Here is a 22,438-nt window from a genome sequence, read left to right as displayed (position 1 = left end):
TCAAGTTATTTCGGACACATCGATAGGTTGTTGAGTTGCCGATTTTTGCTCGAAGGCAATGGGTGACAAATTGCCCAGTTTTGAATGCAGTCGTTCACAGTTGTAGAAGCCGACGATGTAGTCAGCAACGTCGTTTGTGGCCTCACTGTGATTTGCGTAGTCTTTTTGCCAGACCCGTTCCATTTTCAAATTCAGGAAGAAACGCTCCATCACAGCGTTATCCCAGCAGTTGCCTTTTCGGCTCATGCTACCTACCAGCCCATGCTTTTTCAGCAGCGCCTGATGCGCGCTACTCGCGTACTGCGTGCCCCTGTCTGAGTGCACGATTAGCCCAGGACTGGGATTGCGCTGCGCAATGGCTATCTGCAAGGCCGTCGTCACCAGCGTAGCCTGCATATCTCCAGCAGTAGCCCAGCCCACGATCCTGCGCGAATGCAAGTCCAGCACTGCAGCCAGATACAGCCAGCCACTACGCGTGCGAATATAGGTAATGTCGCAAACCCAAGCCCGATCAGGTGCCGTTTGCTCGAACTGCCGGTCCAGCACGTTCGGCGAGACGGCCAGACCGTGCTTGCTGTTCGTGGTGTGCACAAACTTGCGCCTCCAGACCGAGCGCAGCCCATGGGCACGCATGAGGCTACGTACCCGGTGACGTCCCACGGTCACGCCTCGTGCGTGCAGCGCAGCACGCAATCTGCGGCTACCGTAAGCGCGGCCACTGGCCGCGAAAGCGGCTTGCAAATGAACGCTGGCTGCGCACACCACGGGTGCCTGCTGGCTGCGCTTACGCGCCGCGTAGTAGCCGGAGCGGCTAATTTCGAGAATTCGGCACGTCTGGCTAACGGGCACTTGGGGGGTAGCCTTCTTTTGCAAGTCCTCAACGAGCTGGTAGCTCATTTGAGTTCGCGGGCAAAGAAGGCCGACGCTTTTTTTAAGATTTCGACATCGCCTCGCAGTTGCCTGTTCTCGCACTCCAGCTGACGAATGCGCTGTTGCTCTGCCGTGATGGGTTTGCCAATGCCACTCTGGCCCGATTGCTCGGCTTCAAACTGAGTGAGCCAGCGTCTGACGGCGCTTTCCCCCAGATTCATGTCCTTGCAGACCTGGCCGATGCTCAGTCCTTGAGCTTTGATCATCTGAACCACCTGGAGCTTGAAGCTCGCATCAAAGGTTCTTCGGGATTTCTGATTTTTCACGTCTTGCGCCATTTAGGTTTGAAAAAACCTATCGTTGTGTCTGTTTAAATTAGACCACCACAATACAGTTACTGGCTTGCCTCAGATTGAAGCAGGCAAGCTTCGACCTTTGGGGGTCTCCACCGCAAGGCGGCTTTCCGTGCTCCCAAGTGTTCCCACGATCGAAGAGGCGGGCATCAAGGGCTATGACATAGGCTATTGGTTCGCGGCCTATGTCCCCGCGGCAACACCACCGGCTGTGGCAGGTCGCCTGCGTGAGCTCCTGGTGGACGCGGTCAACAGCGCTCAGGCCAAGTCGTTCTTTAGCACTTCAGGCACCGAGTCTTGGACCACCACGCCTGAGGAACTTTCACGATTTCAGTTCCTTGAGGCGCAAAAGTGGGGCAAGGTCATTCAAGCAGCGAACATCGAGCCCGAGTGAACGCTCCCGGCTGCGTAGTGTTGAAACGTCTGTTTTTGCTTGAGATTACCTGCCCGCTGATTCCGTCTTTGCAAGAACCCCTTTGATGGCTTCTTGCGCCCGTATTGAGTGGGCTGGAGCCGTATTTGATGCTTGAGCAGGCTTCTTGGGGCAGTCTCACCCGATAGGGCGCAGGTTCAGCGTTGACCAGCCCCGCTGGGCCGCGATGGCGGCCAGCTGGGCGTCGGCGTTCACCGTCACCGGGTGCTTCACCGCTTCCAGCAACGGCAGGTCATTGATGGAGTCGCTGTACGCGGTGGTCTTGTAGTCCTTGAAGCGCAGGCCACGTGCCGTGAGCCAGTCATGCAGGCGCGTGACCTTGCCGGCGCGCATGTTCAGCGTACCGGTGGTGTTGCCGGTAAAGCGGCTGTCATGCACTTCGGGCTCGGTGGCAATCAGGTGCTCGATGTCCAGGTAGATGGCCGTCAGCTCGGTGAGGAAGCGGTTGGTGGCCGTGGTCATGACGACCAGGTCGCCGGCTTCCAGGTGCTTGTCGACCAGTGCGACGGCCTGCGGCGTGATGCGCGGCACAATCCATTCCGACAGGAATTCCTGCCGCATCGGTTCCCATTCCCGCGCGGTGCGCCCGGCCAGTGTTCCCACATAAAAATCGGCAAACTCCTTCAGGTCCACCGTGCCGGCCTTGTAGCGCGCTTCGATGTCGGCATTGCGCGCCGCAAAATGCGCTTTGTCGAGCACGCCTTTTTCCATCAGGAAGTCGCACCAGAGTACATCGCTGTCACCGTTGAGCAGCGTGTGGTCGAGGTCGAAAAGGGTCAGGCGCATGGTGAGTCTCCCGATGGGCCGCCCCCGGCGAGCGGCGTGGTTTGCAAAGCGACAGGCGCGGGGGGCATATCAAGGTAAGGTGAGGTCTTAACCCAACAGGGGCCGCGGAACCGGCTTTGCCGGGCCGCAGGCGCAGCGGCCCCCTCGGGGGGCAGCGTAGTACGCGAAGCGACAGGCGTGGAGGGGTATCAAGGTAAGGTGAGGTCTTAACCCAACAGGGGCCGCGGAACCGGCTTTGCCGGGCCGCAGGCGCAGCGGCCCCCTCGGGGGGCAGCGTAGTACGCGAAGCGACAAGCGTGGGGGCCATATTTCTAGGGTTGGCGCAGGTGCCAGGCCTTGGGGCGGGTGAAGGTCTGGATGCCATAGGTGGACAGCGTCAGGCCGACGCCCGAGTCGCCGTAGCCGCTCCAGGGCAGGCGCGGGCTCACGCGGTCACAGCAGTTCCAGTAGACGCTGCCGGCATTCACCTGCGCCAGCAGTGCCCTGGCCCGTGCCTCGTCCGGACTGAAAACGCCCGCGGTCAGGCCGTAGCGCGTGTCGTTCATGAGCCTGACGGCCTCCTCGTCGCCGGCCACTTTCTGGATGCCGATGATGGGGCCGAAACTTTCCTCCCGCATCAGCTCCATGCCGTGGTTGACGTTGGCAAACACGGTGGGGGCGTACCAGTTACCAGGGCCCGGCAGGCGCTGGCCGCCGGCCAGCAGCGTGGCGCCTTTGGCCTTGGCGTCACGCACCTGTGCGTCCAGCACATCCAGCTGGGGTGCCCGCGTGATGGCGCCGATGTAGGTGTCCTCGGCCATCGGGTCGCCGACCTTGAAGGTCTTGACCGTGTCGACGAAGGCGGCCACGAAGGCGTCGTAAATCTTTTCGTGCACGTAAATGCGCTCGACCGAGCAGCAGCTCTGCCCGGTGTTGTACATCGCGCCGTCCGCCAGCGACTCCGCGGCGGTGCGCGGATCGGCGTCGTCGCAGACATAGGTTGGGTCCTTGCCGCCCAGCTCCAGCTGCAGCTTCACCATGCGCGGGCCCATGGCACGGGCAATCCGCGCGCCGGTCGCGTAGGAGCCGGTGAAGAAGACGCCGTCGACCTTCTGCTCCAGCAGGGCCGCGCCGACGGCGCCGCCACCGATCAGCGGCACAAACACGTCGGCCGGCACGCCGGCGGCGTGCAGCAGGCGTGCGATGGCCAGGCCCGTCATGGCGGCGTACTCGGAAGGCTTGTAGAGCACGGCATTGCCCGTGAGCAGGGCGGGGATGAACACATTGCCGCCGACGAACCAGGGGTAGTTCCAGGCCGAGATATTGGCCACCACGCCGAGCGGCGTGTGCTCGATCTGCTCGGTCATGCCGCCTTCGTTGTAGACGGTCTGTGTGGCGGTGACCGCATCGAGTTCTGCCAGGAAGAAGTCGATGCGCCGCAACAAACCGTTGAGTTCGCTGCGCGACATCTTGACGGGCTTGCCGGTTTCGCGCGTCATGGTCGTGGCGAGCGCCTCCAGTTCGGCCACGATGCCGGCGCGAAACCGCGTGATGCAGGCCTTGCGTTCGGCCAGTGGCACCCGGGCCCAGCCAGGCTGTGCGGCGCGTGCCTGCTGTGCCTTGGTGGCCACCGAGACGGCGTCATCGGCCGGCAGGTCCGTGATCAGGGCGCCGGTTGCGGGGTTGTGGACGGGGATCTGCGTCATGGCCTGCTTTTTCGGGAATGGTTGTGATGGTTGTGTTTGGCGGCAGCGACGGCCGACAGGAAGTCTTCGAGCACGGCGGCGTCGTCAATCGTTTCGGAGCCGGGCTGGTGGAATTCGGGATGCCACTGCAGCGCGGCGATATAGCTTTTGGAGGGGTCCTTGCGGCGTATGGCTTCCACAATGCCGTCGCCGACACTGTAGGCCTCGACTTCAAATTCGGGCGACAGCTCCTTGATGCCTTGGTGGTGGATGCTGTTGACGCGCACCCGCTCCACGCCCGGGTACAGCGCGGAAAGCCGGGTACCCGGCACGATGTCCACGCTATGGAAATTCTGGTCGTAGGTCGCGGCATCGCGGTGAAGAAAGGATTCGGGCACCTGGGTCTGGATGTCCTGGTAGAGCGTTCCGCCGAAAGCCACATTGAGCAGCTGCAGGCCGCGGCACACGCCAAAGATGGGCTTGCCGATGGTTTCGAAGGCGGTGACCAGCGCCTTGTCGTATTCGTCGCGTACCCGGTCGCCGGACCATCTGTCTTCCATCGGCGCCTCGCCATAGCTGCCGGGCCAGACGTCGGCGCCGCCATGCAGCACCAGGCCGTCCAGCCACTGGGCGTAATGCTCGTAGGTCACGTCGCCGCGCTGGGTGCTGCCGGTGGGGCAGGGCACCATCACGACCATGGCGCCCGAGGACATCAGCCAGTGCGCGATGGACTGCTCCACATACTGCAGGGTCTTGCCGGTGAAGAAGGAACGGCCCGGGTCGGCATGCGAGAAACAGGCCGACAGACCAATCTTGAGTCGGCTGGCGGCGGTCATGTGGCCCCCACGCTTGTCGCTTCGCGTACTGCGCGAGGCCTTGCAGGCCGCGGCTCGCGAGACGCGTCGCCTCTGTCGCCTGTCCAAAGCTGCTCAAGCAGCTTTGGAGCCGCAGGCTCCAGCCCCTCGGGGGCGCTGCGCCTGCGGCCCGGCAAAGCCGGTTCCGCGGCCCCTGCTGGAAGTGTGGACTCCATCGCGGGAGTTGTTATACCGGCGTTCATAACGCTGCCTCGAATAACTTCTGGAAGTCCTCAGCCTTGCACGGTCGCGGATTGGTCTGGTGGCAAATGTCGGCGGTGGCGATTTCCACCAGCCGTGGCAGGTGTTCACGCTTGACGCCGTGGGCCGATAGCGGGCCGGTGATGCCGATGCTGGCCTTCAGCGCCTTCAGCCAAGGCACAAAGGCCTGGCCGCCGCCGGCCACGCCGCAGACATGGGCCAGCTCGTCAAATTTGGCCGGTGCGGCTTCGTAGTTCCAGGCCAGCACCGTGTCTATCATCAGCGCGTTGGCCAGGCCATGGTGCAGGTCGCACACCGCGCCCAGCGCATGCGCACATGAGTGCACGGCGCCCAGGTCTTTCTGGAAGGCAATCGCGCCCATCATCGAGGCCATCATCATGTCGCCTCTAGCCTGCAGGTTGCCCGGCTCTTTCACCGCGGTGAGCAGGGCCCGGGCAGCGATGCGCGTGCCTTCGAGCGCAATGCCGTCGCACAGCGGATGGTAGGCGGGCGACAGGTAGCTTTCGATGTTGTGGGTGAGCGCGTCCATGCCGGTGGCGGCGGTCACATGCGGTGGCAGGCCCAAGGTGAGTTCGGGGTCGGCAAACACCACCTTGGCCAGGATTTTGGGGCTGAACACCACGCGTTTCAAGTGGGTGTCGTTTTCGCTGACCACGCTGGAGCGGCCGACTTCGGAGCCGGTGCCGGACGTGGTGGGCAGGGCGACGAAGTAAGGCAGCTCGCCCGTGATGGCGCGCACCTGCGGATGGTCCCACACGTATTCGAGGATGTCGCCCTCATGGGTGGCCGCGACGCCCACCACCTTGGCCACGTCCAGCGCCGCGCCGCCGCCAAAGCCGATCACGCAGTCGGCCCGGTGCGCCTTGTAGGCCGCCGCGCCATCCATCACCTGGCTGCAGGTCGGGTTGCCGAACACACCCGAGAACACCGCCACCTCCAGCCCCGCCAGGTGCGTCCTGAACTCGGCCAGCACCGGCAGGGCCGCCAGGGCCTTGTCGGTCACGATGAGCGGGCGCTTGCAGCCGGCCGCCAGCAGGGTTTCGGCCACCAGCTTGCGGGCGCCGGGGCCGAATTTGATGGCGGTGGGAAAGGAAAAGCTGGTGATGGTCATGGGAGTCCGGATGTCAAGGAGGGCCAGGCGGGTTGGGAAGGTCGGGAGGGCGTGAGCCGGCGGTACATATGGGTTTTGCCCAGACTGCTGCCGTTGACCCGTATCGCGTCGGGCTCCGTGCCGAAGGACGAAAAGCCGGCGCTTTCGTAGAGCGCCACGGCCTGCCGGTTGCTGTCAGTGACGGTGAGGATGACGAGTTCCACGCCCCAGGTTTTTGCCGCTCGCAGCACGGTGTCGACCAGTGCGCGGCCCAAACCCTGGCCGCTGTATTCCTCCGCCACATACATGCTCACCAATGAGGCCTTGTGGCGGTTTTTCAGGCGGGTTTCACGGCTGAGCCCCACCATGCCGGCCATGACGGACCGGTCGCCGTCTGCAAAAGCACCCCAGAGTTTTTCGCTGGTGCTGGCGGCCAGCCGTTTTTCGGTGTCGGCCAGGGGGCGCAGGGTTTCTTCCTCAAAACTCGACGTGAAGGCATCGGGGTGCTCGCGCAGGCCGCGCAGCCGAAAGGCCCGGTAGACCGGTGCATCGGAGATTTCAAGTGGTCGAATTTCCATGCCTGCCATGCCTAGATGATCTCGAAGTAGCGTTTTAATTCCCAGTCGGTCACCCCGTCAAGCCATTGCCGCCATTCCCAGTCGCGGGTAGCGGCGAAGTGGTCGACAAAGGTATCGCCCAGCCAGTCGCGGGCAATGCTGGACTGCTGGAAGATGCGGGTGGTTTCGATCAGGGTGCGCGGTGCGCGCGCAATGTGCTCGGCGCCCTGGTTGGTGCCGGTGATGGGCGGGGTCGTGAGTTTGAGACCTTTTTCAACGCCGTCCAGCCCGGCCGCAATCACGGCCGCCATGGCGAGGTAGGGGTTCACGTCGGCGCCCGGGCAGCGGGTTTCCAGCCGCGTGGCCTTGGGGCTGCCGGCAATCACGCGGAAGCTGGCGGTGCGGTTGTCCATGCCCCAGGTGGGTTTGACCGGCGCCCAGAAACCGTCGACCAGGCGCTTGTAGCTGTTGATGGTGGGCCAGATCATCGGGCCGAAATCCATCATGCAGGCGACCTGCCCGGCCACGTAGCTTTCAAACAGCTTGCTCATCTTGCGCGGGTTTTTCGCGTCGTAGAACAGGTTGTTTTTGCCGTCGGACAGGCTCTGGTGGATATGCCCGCTGCAGCCGGGTAGGTGCTGGTTGGGCTTGGCCATGAAGCTGGGCATGATGCCAAAGCGGGCACCGATTTCCCGGGTGCCGGTCTTGAACAGGATGGCGCGGTCGGCCTGCGCCAGCGCTTCGCTGAAGCCGATAGCCGCCTCGTACACGCCGGGCCCGGTCTCGGTGTGCAGGCCTTCAATCGGGATGTCAAAGGCCAGCATCTCATCCATGATGGCCTTGAAGAATTCGCGGTTCTGGTTCATGCGCAGCACCGAATAGCCAAACATGCCAGGCGTCAGCTGCTCCGGCCCGACGCCTTTTTTGGCGGCCCAGCTGTGCGGTGTCTCCAGGAAATTGAACCACTCGAATTCCATGCCGGTCATCACCATGAAGCCCATTTTTTCGGCGCGCTTGAGCACGCGCTTGAGCGTCTGGCGCGGGCAGACGGCATGCGGTGTGCCGTCCGCGTTGACGAATTCGCCGAGAAAGAAGGGCACGCCATCGTCCCAGGGCACATGGCGCGCGGTGTTCAGGTCCAGCCTGGCCAGCGCATCGGGAAAGCCGTGCTGCCAGCCGGTGACCGTGGTGTTGTCGTAGCAGCTGTCCGTCATGTCCCAGCCCAGCACCACGTCGCAAAAGCCGAAGCCGCCCGCCGGGTAGGGCTCGGCGGTGCCCAGAAACTTGTCGCGGTGCAGGTACTTGCCGCGCAGGACGCCGTCGATGTCGCTGACGGCCACCTTGACCTTGGTCGCACCTGATTTCCGAACCGCCTCTACAGCGGGGTGGGTCTTGCCGGATGCTTTGCTGGCCATGCTGACTCCTGGTTTTTTATCGGTGCGTTCAGTGCGCTCAATGCGCTGGCGCGGCGGAGGAAATGCCCATGTCCTGCAGCGCCCCGGCGATCGCATGGACCGCCTGCTCCATTTCCCGCGGGCCGATCGCACCAATACAGCCTACACGGAAAGTTTCCACCTGGGTGAGTTTGCCGGGGTATAGGACAAAGCCGCGTTCGCGCGCGGAGGCATAGAACCTCTTGAATTCATAGCGGCTATCGGCCGGCGCGTGAAAGGTCACGATGATGGGCGCCTGGATGGCCGGATCCAGAAAGGGCCTGAAGCCGAGCCGGGCCATGCCGGTGATGAGCGTGCTGTAGTTGCGCTGGTAGCGCGCCAGGCGGGCGGGCTGGCCGCCCTCCTCCTCGAACTGGGCAATCGCCTCGGCCAGCGCTACCACGACGTGCGTGGGGGGCGTGAAACGCCATTGCGTGGTCTTCTCCATGTAGATGTACTGGTCGTACAGGTCCATGGCCAGCGACTGGCTGCGGCCGGCGCAGCCCTCCAGGATGGCCTTGCGGATAAAGACAAAGCCCATGCCGGGCACGCCTTCCAGGCATTTGCCGCTGGCCGCCACCAGCGCGTCGAAGCGCACCTTGCGCGCGTCGATTTCCAGCGCGGCAAAGGAGCTCATGGCATCGACGATCAAACCCTTGCCGTGGGCGGCGCACACGTCGGCCACTTCCTGCAGCGGGTTGAGCACGCCGGCGCCGGTTTCGCAGTGGATCAGGATCACATGGCTGATGCTGGCATCGGCCTTGAGCTGGTCGGCCAGCGCGGCGGCAGACACCGGCGCCGCCTCGTCGAACGGCAGCACGGTGCAGCGGCGGCCCATCAGTTGGGTGAGCCGCACCGCACGTTTGCAATAGGCACCGTTGTCCAGCACCAGCACATGGCCGTCATGCGGCACCAGGGTGGCGACGGCGGCTTCGACGCTGAAGGTGCCGCTGCCCTGCAACGGCACCACCACATGCGAATCGTGGCCATGAATGATGTCCAGCAGGCTGCGCCGCACGCTGGCCGTCACGGCGTTGAAGTCGGTGTCCCACGAGCCCCAGTCCTTCAGCATGGCCAGCTTGGTGCGCAGCGTGGTGGTGAGGGGGCCGGGAGTGAGGAGGATTTTGTCTCTGTCCATTTCTAACTTTCGGTTCCAGTGTTGACCTCAGGCAATGAGAGAACGTGGGGGATAGTGGTCTTCACCAGCAGGGGCCGCGGGACTGGCTCCGCCAGACCGCAGGCGCAGCGCCCCCTCGGGGGCAGGGAGCTACACGCACAGAGCGAGCGTGGGGGATAGTGGTCTTCACCAGCAGGGGCCGCGGGACTGGCTCCGCCAGACCGCAGGCGCAGCGCCCCCTCGGGGGGCAGGGAGCTACACGCACAGAGCGAGCGTGGGGGATAGTGGTCTTCACCAGCAGGGGCCGCGGGACTGGCTCCGCCAGACCGCAGGCGCAGCGCCCCCTCGGGGGGCAGCGCATTACACGAAGTGAAAAGCGTGGGGGCACTATTTCCTCCATGCTTGCGTACGGTGGTTGATCCACCAGGCAAGGGCCATGAACAGCAGGGTGGCGATGGTTGACGCAATACCAATCAGCACGGCCATGGCCGCAGCAGCGCCCATTTCGCCGGCTTCGTCCAGGTTCAGGATGGCAATCGACGCCACCTTGGTTTCGGGTGAATACAAAAACACCACGGCCGAAATGGTGGTCATGGCGTTGATGAAGAAGTAGCGCGCAATGTCCACCAGCGCCGGCGTGCAGATGGGCAAGGTCACGCGCCAGAAGGTCTTGAAGAACGGCACCTTGAGCGAGGCGCTGACCGCCTCGAATTCGCTGTCCAGGCTCTTTAGCGCCGTCACCGCGGTGAGGTGGCCGGTGGTGTAGAAATGCACGATGGTGCACAGCGTGAGCAGGGTCAGCGTGTGGTACAGGCCGCCCAGGGGATTGTCTGGCGCATTGAAAAAGAAGATATAGCCCAGGCCCAGCACCAGGCCGGGCACGGCCATGGGCAGCATGGCCAGCATGCGCACGAAGCCGCGCAGGCTGTCCATGCCCTTGGTTTTTTCCAGCAGGTAGGCGGTGCAAAAGACCAGCGCCGTGCCGAAGAGGGCCGTGCCGGCCGACATCTTCAGGCTGTTGATGAAACCCACGCCCACTTCCGCATCGACCAGGCCCAGCGTGTAGTGGCGCAGGCTGGGTGTGAGGTTGTAGGGCCAGAAGCTGGCGAACGAGGCAAACACGGCCATGGCCAGCATGGCCAGCACCAGCAAGGCGATCGCGCAGCAATACAGCGTCATGAGGGCGTCGTAGCCGCGCGCGGGCGTGGGGCGGTAGGGCACCGCACGCGCGGTGAGCATCGCGGTCTGCCGCTTGCTCACGTAGTTGTCGACGGCGAAGGTCAGCACGGCCGGTGCGAGCAGCAAAATCGCCACCACGGCGCCCTTGGCAAAGTCCTGCTGGCCGATCACCAGCTTGAAGACGTCGGTGGCCAGCACATTGAAGTTGCCGCCGATGACCTTGGGAATGCCGAAGTCGGTGATGACCAGGGTGAAGGTGACGAGGGCCGCCGAGATCAGGCCGTACTTGGCGCCCGGCAGCGTGATGGTGAAGAACTTGCGGCGGGCGCTGGTGCCCATGGCATTGGCCGCCTCATACAGCCGTGCATCCGCCAGGCTCAGCGCGGTGAGCAGAATCATCAGCGCGTGCGGGAACACGGCAAAGCATTCCGCAATCACGATGCCGGGCGCGCCGTAGATCTGCTCTATCCCCAGGCCTTGCAACCAGCCCTTGAGCACGCCCTGGTTGCCGAACCAGTAAATCAGGGAAATGGCCGACAGCAGCGACGGGGCCAGCAGCGGGATCAGCGTGATGCCGCGAAACAGCGCCTTGTAAGGCATGCACGAGCGCGCCAGCGCATAGGCAAAGCCGAAAGCCAGCGGCACGGTGATCACGGTGACGGCGACGGACACCCAGATGCTGTTCCACAGGCTTTCCAGCAGCGCCGGGGTCTTCGCGTAGTCAATGAAGTTGTCCAACCAGACGAAATCGCCGGCCTTGTCTTGCACGGCCTGCTGCAGGATGGTGATCAGCGGCGCCGCGAGAAACGCTATCAAAATAACCGCCACCAGCGCCAGTGCGGCGTAGGCCAGGTGGTCAATCCAGTGCACGCGCTGCCTGACCAGCGGGAGTTTGGCGGCGGTGGACAGGGGCATCAAAACACCTTGATGCGTTCGGGCAGCAGCCGCAGGGGCAGGGTCGAGCCGATCTGCAGCGACTGCTCGGACAGGAAGTTGAGCGAAAGGTACACCGTGAGCTTGTGCTTGTCCAGCGCGGGGGATGTCACATGCACGTGGCAAAAAGACCCGAGAAACTCGATTTTCTCGATGGTGGCGTTGAACACATGGGCGTCGCCCTCCGCAATGGGACGGGCCAGCACGTCCTCGGGCCGCAGGTAGACCTTGACGTCGCGGTCGGCGCCATCGCAGGGCAGGCAGAGCGCGCCAAACCTCATTTCGCCACCGCTGACACGGGCCGGCAGCACATTGACCTTGCCGACAAAATCGGCCACGAAGGGCGAGGCCGGCTCGCGGTAAATCTCCATCGGCGTGCCTACCTGCTCGATGAACCCCTGGTTCATCACGACAATGCGGTCGGCCACGCTGAGGGCTTCTTCCTGGTCGTGCGTCACCATGATGGTGGTCACGCCCAGCTTTTGCTGCAGTGCCCGGATCTCCTGGCGCAGCCGCACGCGTTCCAGCGCGTCCAGGGCCGACAGGGGCTCGTCCAGCAGCAACAGGCCCGGTGAGGTGGCCAGGGCCCGCGCCAGCGCAATGCGCTGTTGCTGGCCGCCCGACAGCTGGCTGGGGTATTTGGCCTCGCTGCCCGGCAGTCCCACCAGCCTGACCAGCTCGCTCACCCGTCTGGCGGCTTCGGCCCGCGGGGTCTTGCGGTTGACCAGGCCATAGGCGACGTTGTCGGCCACCGTGAGGTTGGGAAACAGCGCATAACTCTGGAACACGATGCCGTAGTCGCGCAGCGCGGGCGGCAGGCGGGAAATGTCGCGGCCGCCCTGGTGCACTTCGCCGGCGGTCTGCACTTCCAGGCCGGCAATGATGCGCAGCAAGGTGGTCTTGCCACAGCCGGATGGCCCGAGGAAACAGATGAACTCACCCTTGCGGATATCCAGGTTGATGTCCTGGAGCGCAGTAAAACCGCCGAATTCCTTGCGGATATGGCGCAGCGCAAGAAAAATGTCGTGGGTCATTCGTGGGAGTACCGTCGCAAAAAATTACCTTTCCAGTAACACCGCGGAACCGGCTTTGCCGGGCCGCAGGTGTTGCCCCTTGAGGGGGATCCGGCTACACGCAGTGAGCCGAGACGGGGGAAACTCAAAACAGCGTGGAACCGGCTCTGCCGGGCCACAGCTGTTGCCCCCTTGAGGGGGTTCCGGCTACACGCAGTGAGCCGAGACAGGGGTGTCACTTCTTCTCTGTTTTGCTGTTATAGCGCCGGGTCCATTCGTTCAGGATGCGTTCGCGGTTGTCGGCGGCCCAGGTGAAATCCATCTTCACGAGGCGCGCTTCATAGTCCTTGGGCACGTTGGCCAGTGGCGGCGCCAGGCCGGGCTGCGCCGTGATGGCGAAGTTCTTGCCGTACAGCATCATGGCGTCCTTGCTGGAAGCCCAGTCGGCCAGTTTTTTGGCGGCATCCAGTTTTTTGGTGCCCTTGTGGATGGCAAACGCCTCCAGGTCCCAGCCCAGGCCCTCTTTCGGGAAGACCAGGTCGATGGGGGCGCCCTTGGCCTTGTTGGCGTTGCCGCGGTATTCAAACGAGATGCCCATCAGGAACTCACCGGCGGCAGCCATGTTGCAGGGCTTGGAGCCGGAGTGGGTGTACTGCGCAATGTTTTCATGCAGGCCATCCATGTATTTCCAGCCACCGCCCTTGCCGTCCTTGTCGCCAAACAGCGTGAGCCAGGCGGTCACGTCGAAATAACCCGTGCCGCTGGAGGCGGGGTTGGGCATGACGATCTGGCCCTTGTAGATGGGCTTGGTGAGGTCCTGCCAGGTTTCGGGCTTGGGGAGGTTCTTTTTCTGGGCTTCGACCGTGTTGAAACAGATGGTGGCGCCCCACACGTCCATGCCGAACCAGGCCGGGACTTTTTTCTTGTCGCGGTACTGGCTCATGATGCCGTCGAGGTTGAGCGGCGCATAGGGCTCGAGCATGCCCTGCTTGTCCAGCAGGGCCAGGCTGGAAGCCGCCACGCCCATCACCGCGTCGGCCTGGGGGTTGGCTTTTTCAGCGAGCAGCTTGGCGGTGATCACGCCGGTCGAGTCGCGCACCCACTTGATGTCGATGTCGGGATGCGCCTTGTTGAAGCCTTCCTGGTAGGCCTTGAGCTGGTCGGTTTCCAGGGCGGTATAGACCAGCAACTGGGCTTTTTGCGCCGAGGCAGACGCGGCGATGGCCAGCAGGCCTGCTGCGGCGAGTGCCTTGCCGAGGGGTTTGAAATGGAGAGCCAGCTGCATACATCGTCCTTTGTGAAAAACCTGCCATGTTGTGACCTGATCGTGTCAGCGGGATGACATGTGACGGCGCAACCTGCGCTCAGGCCATATCGATCCAGCTCGGGTGAATTGGACGCCGACCCTTTTTACTTGTCAATTGTTTTTTGCAGATTGTTGACATTTTTTTGTTTTGTGCTTCAATGCAGGGCATGAATGCAGTCTTTCACCCCACCATCGCGCTCCTCCAAAACAGTTCCCTCACCACGGTAGTGCAGCAGGAAATCGAGCGGGCCATTCTTGTCGGCGAGTACGAACCCGGTAGCAAGCTGATTGAAGCGGCGTTGGCCGAGAAGATGGGTGTCTCTCGCGGGCCGGTGCGTGAAGCCTTTCGCATGCTGGAGGAAGCGGGGCTGGTGCGCAACGAAAAAAACCGCGGCGTCTTTGTGCGCGACATACCGATCGACGAGGCGGTAGAGATTTTTGACCTGCGCGCGGCGATGGACGAGTTGGTGGGCCGCCAGCTCGCCAGGAACATCACGCCGGCGCAGCTCAAGGAAATCAAGGGCCTGGTCGACGAGATGGAAAAGGCGGTGAAGGCCGAAGACGCCTACAACTACCACCTGCTGAACCTCAAGTTCCACGACCGGCTGGTCGAGATGGCCGGCAACCGCAAGCTCACGGCGATTTACCGCAAGCTGATCAAGGAGTTGTCGCTGTTTCGCCGTCTCAACCTGGCCGACGGCTGGCTCATGCCCATTTCGGCCAGTGAGCACCGGCAGATCGTCAAGGCCATCGCCTCGGGCGACGCGGATATTGCCGGTCGTGCCATGTTCGACCATGTGATCGAAAGCAAGGAACGCACGATCGAAAACGATTTGCGGCGTCAGGCACGGCTGCAGGGTGGCGGCGCGGGTACGGGCGCGGGGCAGGGCGCGGCCAGGGCCATCCATCTGCCCGACGCGCCGGGCACCGAAAAAGAAAGGCCCAAACGTGGTAACCGATAAGGTTCGTGCTGAACTGCATGTGAACGGCCGGTCGTACGCGCTGCCGACGCAGCCCACGGTGGTGGTGTGCGTCGACGGCTGCGAGCCCGATTACCTGGCCCAGGCCGTCGCCACGGGCCACATGCCCTGGTTGCAGCGCACGCTCGCGCTGGGTTCGGGCCTGATGGCCGACTGCGTGGTGCCCAGCTTCACCAATCCCAACAACCTGTCCATCGTCACCGGCGCGCCGCCCAGCGTGCACGGCATTTGCGGCAACTACCTGTTCGACACCGCAACCGGCACGGAGGTCATGATGAACGACCCCAAGTGGCTGCGCGCGCCCACGCTGCTCGCCGCGCTGGCCGATGCGGGCCAGTCGCTGGTGGTGGTGACGGCCAAGGACAAGCTGCGCAAGCTGCTCGGCCACCAGATGAAGGGCATCTGCTTTTCGTCCGAGAAGGCCGACCAGGTGACGCTGGCGGAAAACGGGATTGAGGACGTGCTGGGGCTGGTGGGGCGGCCGCTGCCGGACGTCTACAGCGCAGACCTGTCCGAGTTTGTATTTGCCGCCGGCGTGAAGATCATGCAGAAATACCACCCCGACGTGATGTACCTGTCGACCACCGACTATGTGCAGCACAAGCATGCGCCGGGTACCGACGGCGCCAACGCGTTTTACCGCATGATGGACGGCTACCTGGCCCAGCTGGATGCGCTGGGCTGCGTGATCGTGCTGACCGCCGACCACGGCATGAATGCCAAGGTCGCCCTGGACGGCACACCCGACGTGATCTATCTGCAGGACTGGTTTGACGCCTGGCTGGGCACGGCGAAAGCGCGCGTGATCCTGCCCATCACCGACCCGTATGTCATGCACCATGGCGCGCTCGGCTCGTTTGCCACGGTCTACCTGCCGGATGGTGTGGACGTGGCCGCAGCCTGCGAACGCCTGGCGCAGCTCAAGGGCATGGAAGTCGTGCTGACCCGCGAACAGGCCGCCCGGCGCTTTGAGTTGCCGGCTGACCGCATTGGCGACCTCGTGGCCGTCTCGGAGCGCTTCACCGTGATCGGCACGTCGGCGTCGCGCCACGACCTCTCCGCACTGGAGGTGCCGCTGCGCTCGCACGGTGGCCTCAGCGAGCAGCGCGTGCCGCTGATCGTGAACCGCAAGCTGCCGGGGCTGGATCGTGCCCGGCGGTTCCGCAACTTCGATGCCTTTGAACTGGCCCTGAACTATGCGCAAGGCTGAATCCTGTCCCCTCTCCCTCTGGGAGAGGGTTAGGGTGAGGGCGGTTCCCGCATCCGAAGGCCTGTGTCTTTCGGGCGCCGGCCGCCCTCACCCCTGCCCTCTCCCAGAGGGAGAGGGAGAAAGACCGAAGGGTGCCGCGTGACAAGCGAATATGTACAAGACCACCAGCTCAATGCCATGCGCCTGGCCGGCCGCAAGCTCGGCGCCGAGCGGAGCGGCGAGCGCGCGATCCAGGTCTTCAACCCCTACACCGAAGCGCTGATCGGTACGGTACCCAAGGCCACGCTCGAAGAGGTGCGGGAGACCTTCGCCAGGGCGCATGCCTACAAGCCCCAACTCACCCGCTACGAACGCGCTGCGATTCTCAACCGTGCAGCAGCCATCATCCAGTCGCGGCTGGATGAGGTCGCGAATCTCATCACCGCCGAGTCCGGGCTGTGCCTGAAGGACTCGATGCACGAAGCCGGGCGCGTGAGCGACGTGCTGCTGTTCGGCGCCAGCGAAGCGCTCCGGGACGACGGGCAGATTTTCAGCTGCGACCTGACGCCGCACGGCAGGAAGCGCCGCGTGTACACGCAGCGTTCGCCGCTGCTGGGCGTCATCACCGCCATCACGCCCTTCAACCACCCGATGAACCAGGTGGCGCACAAGGTGGTGCCCAGCATCGCGAGCAACAACCGCATGGTGCTGAAACCCTCCGAAAAAGTGCCCTTCTCGGCCATCCTGTTTGCCGACATCCTGTACGAGGCCGGCCTGCCGCCCGAGATGCTCAGCGTGGTCACCGGCGACCCGCGCGAAATCGCCGACGAGCTGATCACGAACCCGCTGGTCGACCTGGTGACCTTCACCGGCGGCGTGGCCATTGGCAAATACATAGCGTCCAAAGCCGGCTACCGCCGCGTGGTGCTGGAGCTGGGCGGCAACGACCCGATCATCGTGATGGAAGATGCCGACATCGACGAAGCGTCCACGCTGGCGGTGCAGGGCTCGTACAAGAACTCGGGCCAGCGCTGCACGGCCATCAAACGCCTGTTGGTGCACGAGGCCGTGGCCGGCCAGTTTGTGGAACAGGTGCTGGCCAAGACCCTGGCCTGGAAATACGGCGACCCCACCGACCGGGCCAACGACATGGGCACGGTGATTGATGAGGCCGCCGCCATGCTGTTCGAGTCGCGCGTCAACGAGGCGGTGGCGCAGGGCGCCAAGCTGCTGGCCGGCAACCAGCGCCGCGGCGCGCTGTATTCGCCCACGCTGCTGGACCATGTCCTGCCGCAGATGACGGTGGCCCGGGAAGAAACCTTTGGCCCGGTGTCGCCGGTGATCCGCTTCAAAAACATCGATGAAGCGATACAGATCTCCAACGGCACCGCCTACGGCCTGTCGAGCGCGGTCTGCACCAACCGCATGGACTACATCACGCGCTTTGTGAGTGAACTGCAGGTGGGCACGGTCAATGTCCGCGAAGTGCCGGGCTACCGGCTCGAACTCACCCCTTTCGGCGGCATCAAGGACTCGGGGCTGGGCTACAAGGAAGGCGTGCAGGAAGCGATCAAGAGTTTTACCAACCTGAAAACTTATTCGCTCCCATGGAGTGGGTAAAAGTTCTCCGAACATGACGCTCTCCCCGAAGCGCCTTCGGCGCCCCGTGCAACGGCCAGAGGCCGAAGCTCTTCGAGGCCGTCCAAGCCTGCGAAGGCAGGCTTGGCGCCGCGGCCCTCAGCCCCAAGGGCGGCCACCAGCGGCCCGGCTAAGCCGGTTCCGCGGCGGCCACTGGCTTGCTTCTTTCCTTATCCACACTACGAGGAGTCAGTGTGCTGAGCTTTGACGACATTGAACACCTCTTCGCCGAGCGCGGCGGCGAGCAGTACAGCGGCGAGCCGGTCACGCAGCTGCAGCACGCGCTGCAGACCGCTGCACTCGGCGAGGCCGAAGGCGCCAGCGACGCGCTGGTGACCGCCGCCCTGCTGCACGACCTGGGGCATTTGCTGCACGACCTCGGCGAGACGCCTTCGCTGCGCGGCGTGGACGACGTGCACCAGTACCGCGCCCTTCCCTTCCTGCGCGGCCTGTTCCCCGACGAGGTGCTGGACGCCATCAAGCTGCATGTGGACGCCAAGCGCTACCTGTGCGCCACCCGCCCCGGCTACCATGCCAGCCTCTCGGCGGACTCCAAGCGCAGCCTGCTGCTGCAAGGGGGGATTTTCTCGGCCGAAGAAGCCGCGCGCTTCATTGAGCAGCCCGGCGCTGTGGATGCGGCGAAGCTGCGCCTCTGGGACGACCTGGCGAAGGACGCCAGCAGAATTACCCCGCCGTTGACGCATTTCCTCGCGCGCGCGCAGCGCTGTGCCCTTTCCCCATCAAGGCCCGCTGTTGCCCTCTGACATCCTGGCGCTGACCTGGCCAGTGCTGGGCGCCGTGTTGTTCGGCGCCCTGCTACACGCCGGATGGAACGCCCTGGTCAAATCCAGCGCAGACAAGGCGCTGGACATGGCGGTGATCCACCTGATCGGCTCCGTGCTGGCCGTGCCGCTGGTCGCGCTGGCGGGATGGCCGCGCCCGGAAGCCTGGCCGTTCATCGCCGCCTCGGTGGTGATTCATATCGGCTACTACATCGCCACCACGCAGGCCTACCACCATGGCGACCTGGGCCTGACCTACCCGCTGATGCGCGGCGTGGCCCCCTTGCTGGTGGCCCTGTCGGCCACCTTCACGCTGGGCGAGACCCTGTCACCGCTGGCCTGGGCCGGCATCCTCGGCATCTGCTGCGGCGTGCTGGTGCTGGGCCTGAGCCGGCACGCGCTGCATGCGCGCAAGGCGGTCGGGTTTGCGCTCGCCAACGCGGTCATCATTGCCATTTACACGGTGGTCGATGCACTGGGCGTGCGCGCTTCGGGCAATGCCCTGCAGTATGTGGCGACGCTGTTCCTGCTGGACGGCTGGCCGTTTGGCCTCCTGATGCTGGCGCGGCGCGGCCGGGCCATGGGGCACTATGCGCTGCAGCGCTGGCCGCTGGCCACAGTCGGCGCCCTGGCCTCGCTGGGCTCGTACGGCATTGCGCTGTGGGCCATGACGCGGGCGCCGGTGGCCACCGTTGCGGCCTTGCGCGAAACCTCGGTGCTGTTCGCCGTGCTGCTGGGCACCTGGCTGCTGAAGGAGGCGTTCACGCTGCGCCGGCTGCTCGGCACCTGCGTCATTGTGGGTGGCGTGATGGCGATACGGCTGGCCTGACAAGTCGCACACCGGTTACCGGCGACTGGTCAGCCGGCCTCGGGCAGGTCCATGCCGACAAAGCGCACGGCGACGCGCGTGCCCGGTGACTGCGGGTGGCCTGGGAGCGCCGCGTCCTCAATGGTGATGGTGGCGTCATGCTGCTTGGCGATCTCCAGCACGATCGCCAGCCCGAGGCCCGAGCCATCCACGTTGGTGCCAAGCGCGCGGTAGAAGGGCTGGAACACCAGCTCGCGTTCCGATTCCGGAATGCCGGGCCCCGAGTCTTCCACCAGCAGCACCCGCACGCCGCTGAAGCGGTCGGTCATCAGCCGCACCGTGACCTGGCCTTTCTCGGGCGTGTAGTTGATGGCGTTGTCCAGCAGGTTACGCACCAGCTCCTTGAGCAGCGTCGGGTTGCCTTCGAGCTGGAAGGAGGGCTCGCCGGCGGGCGGGCCGTCGTAGCCGAGGTCGATCTGCTTTTCCAGTGCGCGCGGTACCGAGTCGGCCATGACTTCCGAGACGATGAGCACCAGGTCCACATGCTGCTTGGCCAGGCTGCGGCCGGTGGTCTCGGCGCGCGCCAGCGCCAGCAGCTGGTTGACGGTGTGGGTGGCGCGTATGCTGGCGCGGCCGATGTGCTTGAGCGATTTTTTGAGCTCGTCGGTATCGGTTTCGCGCTGCGCCAGGTCGGCCTGCATGCGCAGGCCCGCCAGCGGCGTTTTCAGCTGGTGCGCTGCGTCGGCCAGAAAGCGTTTTTGCGTGGTGAGCGAGACCTTGAGCCGGCTCAGCAAATCGTTGATGGAGGACACCAGCGGCGCCACCTCCTCCGGCACAGCGGTTTCGTCGAGCGGGCTCATGTCGTCGGACTTGCGCGCGCGGATGCGCTTTTCAAGCTGCGCCAGCGGCTTGATGCCGCGTACCAGCGCCAGCCACACCAGCAGCACGGCCAGCGGCAGGGTCACGAACTGCGGCACCATCGTGCCCTTGACGATTTCGGTGGCCAGGGTTTTGCGTTTTTCCAGCGTTTCGGCGACCTGAACCAACACGGTGTTGCTGGTGCCCTGCACATCCACCTTGATCCAGGTGTAGGCCACACGCACCTCTTCGCCCTGAATGAAGCCCTCGCGCAGCCGCACCTCGCCGTCAATGGCCTTGTCATCGTCCGGCGGCAGCGGCAAATCGTGTTCGCCGCTCAGGTATTCGCCGTGCGTTCCGAGCACCTGGTAATACACCAGGTCGGTGTCATCGGCGCGCAAGATTTCGCGTGCGGGCCCGGTCAGGTTGAACTGCACCTGGTTGTTCTTGACCACCACCAGCTTGGCCAGCGCCTGCACGTTGTATTCCAGCGCGCGGTCAAAAGGCTTGCCGGCAATGTTTTGCGCCACCAGCCAGGTCAGCGCCAGGCTGATCGGCCACAGCAGCAGCAGCGGCGTGAGCATCCAGTCGAGGATCTCGCCAAACAGGCTGCGCCGCTCGCGCTGGAAGAGTCTCAGGGCCAAATGGGCCCCCACGGTCGCTCACTGCGTGTAGCTTCCTGCCCCCCGAGGGGGCCGCCCGCCTGCAGTCCGGCAAAGCCGGCCCTGCGGCTTGAGCTTGCGAAGGCGGATTCGCGCGGTTGGATAAGTATGGGCCTGCAAGTCAGGGCCGCGGAACCGGCTTTGCCGGGCCGCAGGCGCAGCGCCCCCTCGGGGGGCAGCGCAGCACACGAAGTGGCAAGCGTGGGGGCTACATTCACGGGATTTTTTCAAGGCAGTACCCCAGCCCGCGCACCGTCGCAATGCGTATCGGCCCCTTTTCAATCTTCTTGCGCAGACGGTGGATATAGACCTCGATGGCGTTGTTGCTGACTTCCTCGCCCCACTCGCACAGGCGCTCGACCAGCTGGTCCTTGCTCACCAGGCGGCCGGCGCGCTGCAGCAGCACTTCGAGCAGGCCCAGCTCGCGCGCCGACAGCTCCAGCATCTGGCCGTCAATGGTGGCGACCCGCCCGGCCTGGTCATAGACCAGCGGCCCGTGCTTGATGGTGCTGCTGGCGCCGCCCATGCCGCGGCGTATCAGGGCGCGCACGCGCGCTTCGAGCTCCTGCAGCGAGAACGGTTTGGCCATGTAGTCGTCCGCGCCGTAGTCCAGGCCCTTGACGCGTTCTTCCACGCTGTCGGCCGCGGTGAGTATCAGCACCGGCAGTGCCGAGCCGCGCGCGCGCAGCCTTTTCAGCACTTCCAGCCCGTGCATGCGCGGCAGGCCCAGGTCGAGAATCAGCAAATCAAATTCCGTGTTGGTGAGCAATGCGGCATCGGCCTCGGTGCCGCTCGCTACATGGTCCGCCGCGGCGCCTGACGCGCGCAGGGTGCGCAACAGGCCATCGGCCAGAACCTGGTCGTCTTCGGCAATCAGAATACGCATGGCTGTCTCCAGATATTGGCCCGCGGCAGGGCCAGCAGACGGTATTTTTTTGTTCTCTATCAAATTCTAGGCTTTTGCGGTCAGGGGTTTGCTTACGAAATAGAGCCCCCACGTTAGAGCCCCCACGTTCGTTCACTGCGTGTAACTCTCTGCCCCCCGAGGGGGCGCTGCGCCTGCGGCCCGGCAAAGCCGGTTCCGCGGCCCCTGCTGGTGTGTACGGTCCGGCGGAAAGCTTGACTCCAGATATTCGCTGCTTGGCGCTCACGCCCCCGCATACGCCTCCAGTCCCAGCGCCACCACCGTCGCCACATCGGCCCCCACCGCCTGCCGGAACTCCTCTTCGGTCTGACGCACCGCGCGCTGGAAGGCATCCAGCCAGAGCAGGCCGGATTCGGTGAACACCACGCGGCGCGCCCGTTTGTCATGGGGATCGGGCTGGCGCGTGACCAGTCCCCAGGCCTCGCACTGGTCGACCAGGTCGCCCATGGCCTGTTTGCTCATGCCGGCGCTCAGCGCCAGGTCTGTCAGGCGCGAGCCGCCGACGGCGAGGTGCCGGGTGATGTGGATATGGGCTGCGCCCACCTGGTCGCGCGCCGCCAGGTTGGACAGGGCCAGCGGCACGTCCGCATTGCTGGCCATCAGGGACAGCACGCGTTCGTCAAATCGGCGCAGGGCGTGGCCCAGGAGGCGCCCCAGGTGGGTGAGGCGCCAGCCAGGTTCGGCAACGCCAAGCGGGCTGGTCATCGCCTGGGCATCCATGTTGGGCATCCGGAGATGGTAGCGCAGGGCGGCAGTTAATCAGGCAAACTGACTAAAAATAGGGTT

19 protein-coding genes and 1 pseudogene are annotated in these 22,438 nt (G+C 64.3%); 6 read left to right on the top strand and 14 right to left on the bottom strand.

What is annotated here, in order from left to right; genetic code table 11:
* Positions 1-1,208 (bottom strand): IS3 family transposase gene (locus BPRO_RS23530; RefSeq protein ID WP_232291426.1). Its coding sequence is split into 2 segments (ribosomal slippage): positions 1-923 and positions 923-1,208, totalling 1,209 coding nucleotides; the frame shifts between segments, so codons are not numbered across the junction.
* A gap of 49 nt (positions 1,209-1,257) precedes the next feature.
* Between BPRO_RS23530 and BPRO_RS23520 the strand changes: the two are divergent.
* Positions 1,258-1,617, top strand: a pseudogene (locus BPRO_RS23520) (Bug family tripartite tricarboxylate transporter substrate binding protein); the annotation flags it as partial.
* 156 nt (positions 1,618-1,773) lie between these two features.
* Here the strand turns inward: BPRO_RS23520 and BPRO_RS23515 are convergent.
* The 10 genes from BPRO_RS23515 to BPRO_RS23470 all read right to left on the bottom strand — a co-directional run bounded on the left by BPRO_RS23515 (position 1,774) and on the right by BPRO_RS23470 (position 13,789).
* Positions 1,774-2,442, bottom strand: coding sequence for an HAD family hydrolase (locus BPRO_RS23515; protein ID WP_011485573.1), 669 nt, complete (start codon positions 2,440-2,442; stop codon positions 1,774-1,776).
* Between the two features lie 311 nt (positions 2,443-2,753).
* The gene (locus BPRO_RS23510; protein ID WP_011485572.1) at positions 2,754-4,127 is read right to left on the bottom strand and encodes an aldehyde dehydrogenase family protein; all 1,374 of its coding nucleotides are present in this window, start codon (positions 4,125-4,127) and stop codon (positions 2,754-2,756) included.
* Positions 4,124-4,942 (bottom strand): gamma-glutamyl-gamma-aminobutyrate hydrolase family protein, encoded by an 819-nt coding sequence (locus BPRO_RS23505; protein ID WP_011485571.1) that lies wholly within the window; start codon positions 4,940-4,942, stop codon positions 4,124-4,126. Before BPRO_RS23505 ends, BPRO_RS23510 begins: the two co-directional genes overlap by 4 nt.
* Before the next feature lie 217 nt (positions 4,943-5,159).
* Entirely contained in the window at positions 5,160-6,293 is a 1,134-nt protein-coding gene (locus tag BPRO_RS23500; RefSeq protein WP_011485570.1) for an iron-containing alcohol dehydrogenase, read from the bottom strand.
* Entirely contained in the window at positions 6,290-6,850 is a 561-nt protein-coding gene (locus BPRO_RS23495) for a GNAT family N-acetyltransferase (protein WP_041390200.1), read from the bottom strand. The genes BPRO_RS23500 and BPRO_RS23495 overlap by 4 nt, the downstream gene beginning before the upstream one ends.
* A gap of 11 nt (positions 6,851-6,861) precedes the next feature.
* Positions 6,862-8,244: a glutamine synthetase family protein gene (locus BPRO_RS23490; RefSeq protein ID WP_011485568.1), complete on the bottom strand. Its 1,383-nt coding sequence runs from the start codon at positions 8,242-8,244 to the stop codon at positions 6,862-6,864.
* A gap of 37 nt (positions 8,245-8,281) precedes the next feature.
* Positions 8,282-9,400 (bottom strand): 2-aminoethylphosphonate--pyruvate transaminase, encoded by a 1,119-nt coding sequence (locus BPRO_RS23485; protein WP_011485567.1) that lies wholly within the window; start codon positions 9,398-9,400, stop codon positions 8,282-8,284.
* Positions 9,401-9,766: 366 nt separating this feature from the next.
* The gene (locus BPRO_RS23480) at positions 9,767-11,473 is read right to left on the bottom strand and encodes a putative 2-aminoethylphosphonate ABC transporter permease subunit (protein ID WP_011485566.1); all 1,707 of its coding nucleotides are present in this window, start codon (positions 11,471-11,473) and stop codon (positions 9,767-9,769) included.
* Positions 11,473-12,525, bottom strand: a complete 1,053-nt coding sequence (locus tag BPRO_RS23475; protein ID WP_011485565.1) for a putative 2-aminoethylphosphonate ABC transporter ATP-binding protein — start codon at positions 12,523-12,525, stop codon at positions 11,473-11,475. The genes BPRO_RS23480 and BPRO_RS23475 overlap by 1 nt, the downstream gene beginning before the upstream one ends.
* Before the next feature lie 214 nt (positions 12,526-12,739).
* Entirely contained in the window at positions 12,740-13,789 is a 1,050-nt protein-coding gene (locus BPRO_RS23470; RefSeq protein WP_011485564.1) for a putative 2-aminoethylphosphonate ABC transporter substrate-binding protein, read from the bottom strand.
* A gap of 188 nt (positions 13,790-13,977) precedes the next feature.
* Between BPRO_RS23470 and BPRO_RS23465 the strand changes: the two genes are divergently transcribed.
* The 5 genes from BPRO_RS23465 (at position 13,978) to BPRO_RS23445 (ending at position 19,228) form a co-directional block, all read left to right on the top strand.
* Positions 13,978-14,772: a phosphonate utilization associated transcriptional regulator gene (locus BPRO_RS23465; protein ID WP_157045859.1), complete on the top strand. Its 795-nt coding sequence runs from the start codon at positions 13,978-13,980 to the stop codon at positions 14,770-14,772.
* Positions 14,759-16,000 (top strand): phosphonoacetate hydrolase, encoded by a 1,242-nt coding sequence (gene phnA / locus BPRO_RS23460; RefSeq protein WP_011485562.1) that lies wholly within the window; start codon positions 14,759-14,761, stop codon positions 15,998-16,000. Before BPRO_RS23465 ends, phnA begins: the two co-directional genes overlap by 14 nt.
* Before the next feature lie 177 nt (positions 16,001-16,177).
* Positions 16,178-17,599, top strand: coding sequence for a phosphonoacetaldehyde dehydrogenase (phnY, locus tag BPRO_RS23455; protein WP_049764166.1), 1,422 nt, complete (start codon positions 16,178-16,180; stop codon positions 17,597-17,599).
* A 212-nt stretch (positions 17,600-17,811) separates the two neighbouring features.
* Positions 17,812-18,381 (top strand): phosphonate degradation HD-domain oxygenase, encoded by a 570-nt coding sequence (locus BPRO_RS23450; protein WP_011485560.1) that lies wholly within the window; start codon positions 17,812-17,814, stop codon positions 18,379-18,381.
* Complete coding sequence (locus BPRO_RS23445) at positions 18,371-19,228, top strand: DMT family transporter (RefSeq protein ID WP_011485559.1); 858 nt, start codon at positions 18,371-18,373, stop codon at positions 19,226-19,228. Before BPRO_RS23450 ends, BPRO_RS23445 begins: the two co-directional genes overlap by 11 nt.
* Positions 19,229-19,257: 29 nt before the next feature.
* On the opposite strand, the gene BPRO_RS23440 is transcribed toward BPRO_RS23445, so the two are convergent.
* From BPRO_RS23440 to BPRO_RS23430, 3 genes are all read right to left on the bottom strand, one after another.
* On the bottom strand, positions 19,258-20,703 hold the full coding sequence (locus BPRO_RS23440; protein ID WP_041390196.1) for a sensor histidine kinase: 1,446 nt from the start codon (positions 20,701-20,703) through the stop codon (positions 19,258-19,260).
* 238 nt (positions 20,704-20,941) lie between these two features.
* On the bottom strand, positions 20,942-21,613 hold the full coding sequence (locus BPRO_RS23435; protein ID WP_011485557.1) for a response regulator: 672 nt from the start codon (positions 21,611-21,613) through the stop codon (positions 20,942-20,944).
* 261 nt (positions 21,614-21,874) lie between these two features.
* On the bottom strand, positions 21,875-22,381 hold the full coding sequence (locus BPRO_RS23430) for a MarR family winged helix-turn-helix transcriptional regulator (protein WP_011485556.1): 507 nt from the start codon (positions 22,379-22,381) through the stop codon (positions 21,875-21,877).
* Positions 22,382-22,438: the final 57 nt, after the last annotated feature.

Source organism: Polaromonas sp. JS666 (genome assembly GCF_000013865.1).
Classification (GTDB): domain Bacteria; phylum Pseudomonadota; class Gammaproteobacteria; order Burkholderiales; family Burkholderiaceae_C; genus Polaromonas.
The sequence above is the reverse complement of the archived record's forward strand: the minus strand, read 5'-3'. Positions and strand labels throughout refer to the sequence as shown.

Coding starts and splice junctions, on each gene's coding strand:
- BPRO_RS23515 (WP_011485573.1), bottom strand. CDS start 2,442: ATGCGCCTGACCCTTTTCGACCTCGACCACACGCTGCTCAACGGTGAC.
- BPRO_RS23510 (WP_011485572.1), bottom strand. CDS start 4,127: ATGACGCAGATCCCCGTCCACAACCCCGCAACCGGCGCCCTGATCACG.
- BPRO_RS23505 (WP_011485571.1), bottom strand. CDS start 4,942: ATGACCGCCGCCAGCCGACTCAAGATTGGTCTGTCGGCCTGTTTCTCG.
- BPRO_RS23500 (WP_011485570.1), bottom strand. CDS start 6,293: ATGACCATCACCAGCTTTTCCTTTCCCACCGCCATCAAATTCGGCCCC.
- BPRO_RS23495 (WP_041390200.1), bottom strand. CDS start 6,850: ATGGAAATTCGACCACTTGAAATCTCCGATGCACCGGTCTACCGGGCC.
- BPRO_RS23490 (WP_011485568.1), bottom strand. CDS start 8,244: ATGGCCAGCAAAGCATCCGGCAAGACCCACCCCGCTGTAGAGGCGGTT.
- BPRO_RS23485 (WP_011485567.1), bottom strand. CDS start 9,400: ATGGACAGAGACAAAATCCTCCTCACTCCCGGCCCCCTCACCACCACG.
- BPRO_RS23480 (WP_011485566.1), bottom strand. CDS start 11,473: ATGCCCCTGTCCACCGCCGCCAAACTCCCGCTGGTCAGGCAGCGCGTG.
- BPRO_RS23475 (WP_011485565.1), bottom strand. CDS start 12,525: ATGACCCACGACATTTTTCTTGCGCTGCGCCATATCCGCAAGGAATTC.
- BPRO_RS23470 (WP_011485564.1), bottom strand. CDS start 13,789: ATGCAGCTGGCTCTCCATTTCAAACCCCTCGGCAAGGCACTCGCCGCA.
- BPRO_RS23465 (WP_157045859.1), top strand. CDS start 13,978: ATGAATGCAGTCTTTCACCCCACCATCGCGCTCCTCCAAAACAGTTCC.
- phnY (WP_049764166.1), top strand. CDS start 16,178: ATGCGCCTGGCCGGCCGCAAGCTCGGCGCCGAGCGGAGCGGCGAGCGC.
- BPRO_RS23435 (WP_011485557.1), bottom strand. CDS start 21,613: ATGCGTATTCTGATTGCCGAAGACGACCAGGTTCTGGCCGATGGCCTG.
- BPRO_RS23430 (WP_011485556.1), bottom strand. CDS start 22,381: ATGCCCAACATGGATGCCCAGGCGATGACCAGCCCGCTTGGCGTTGCC.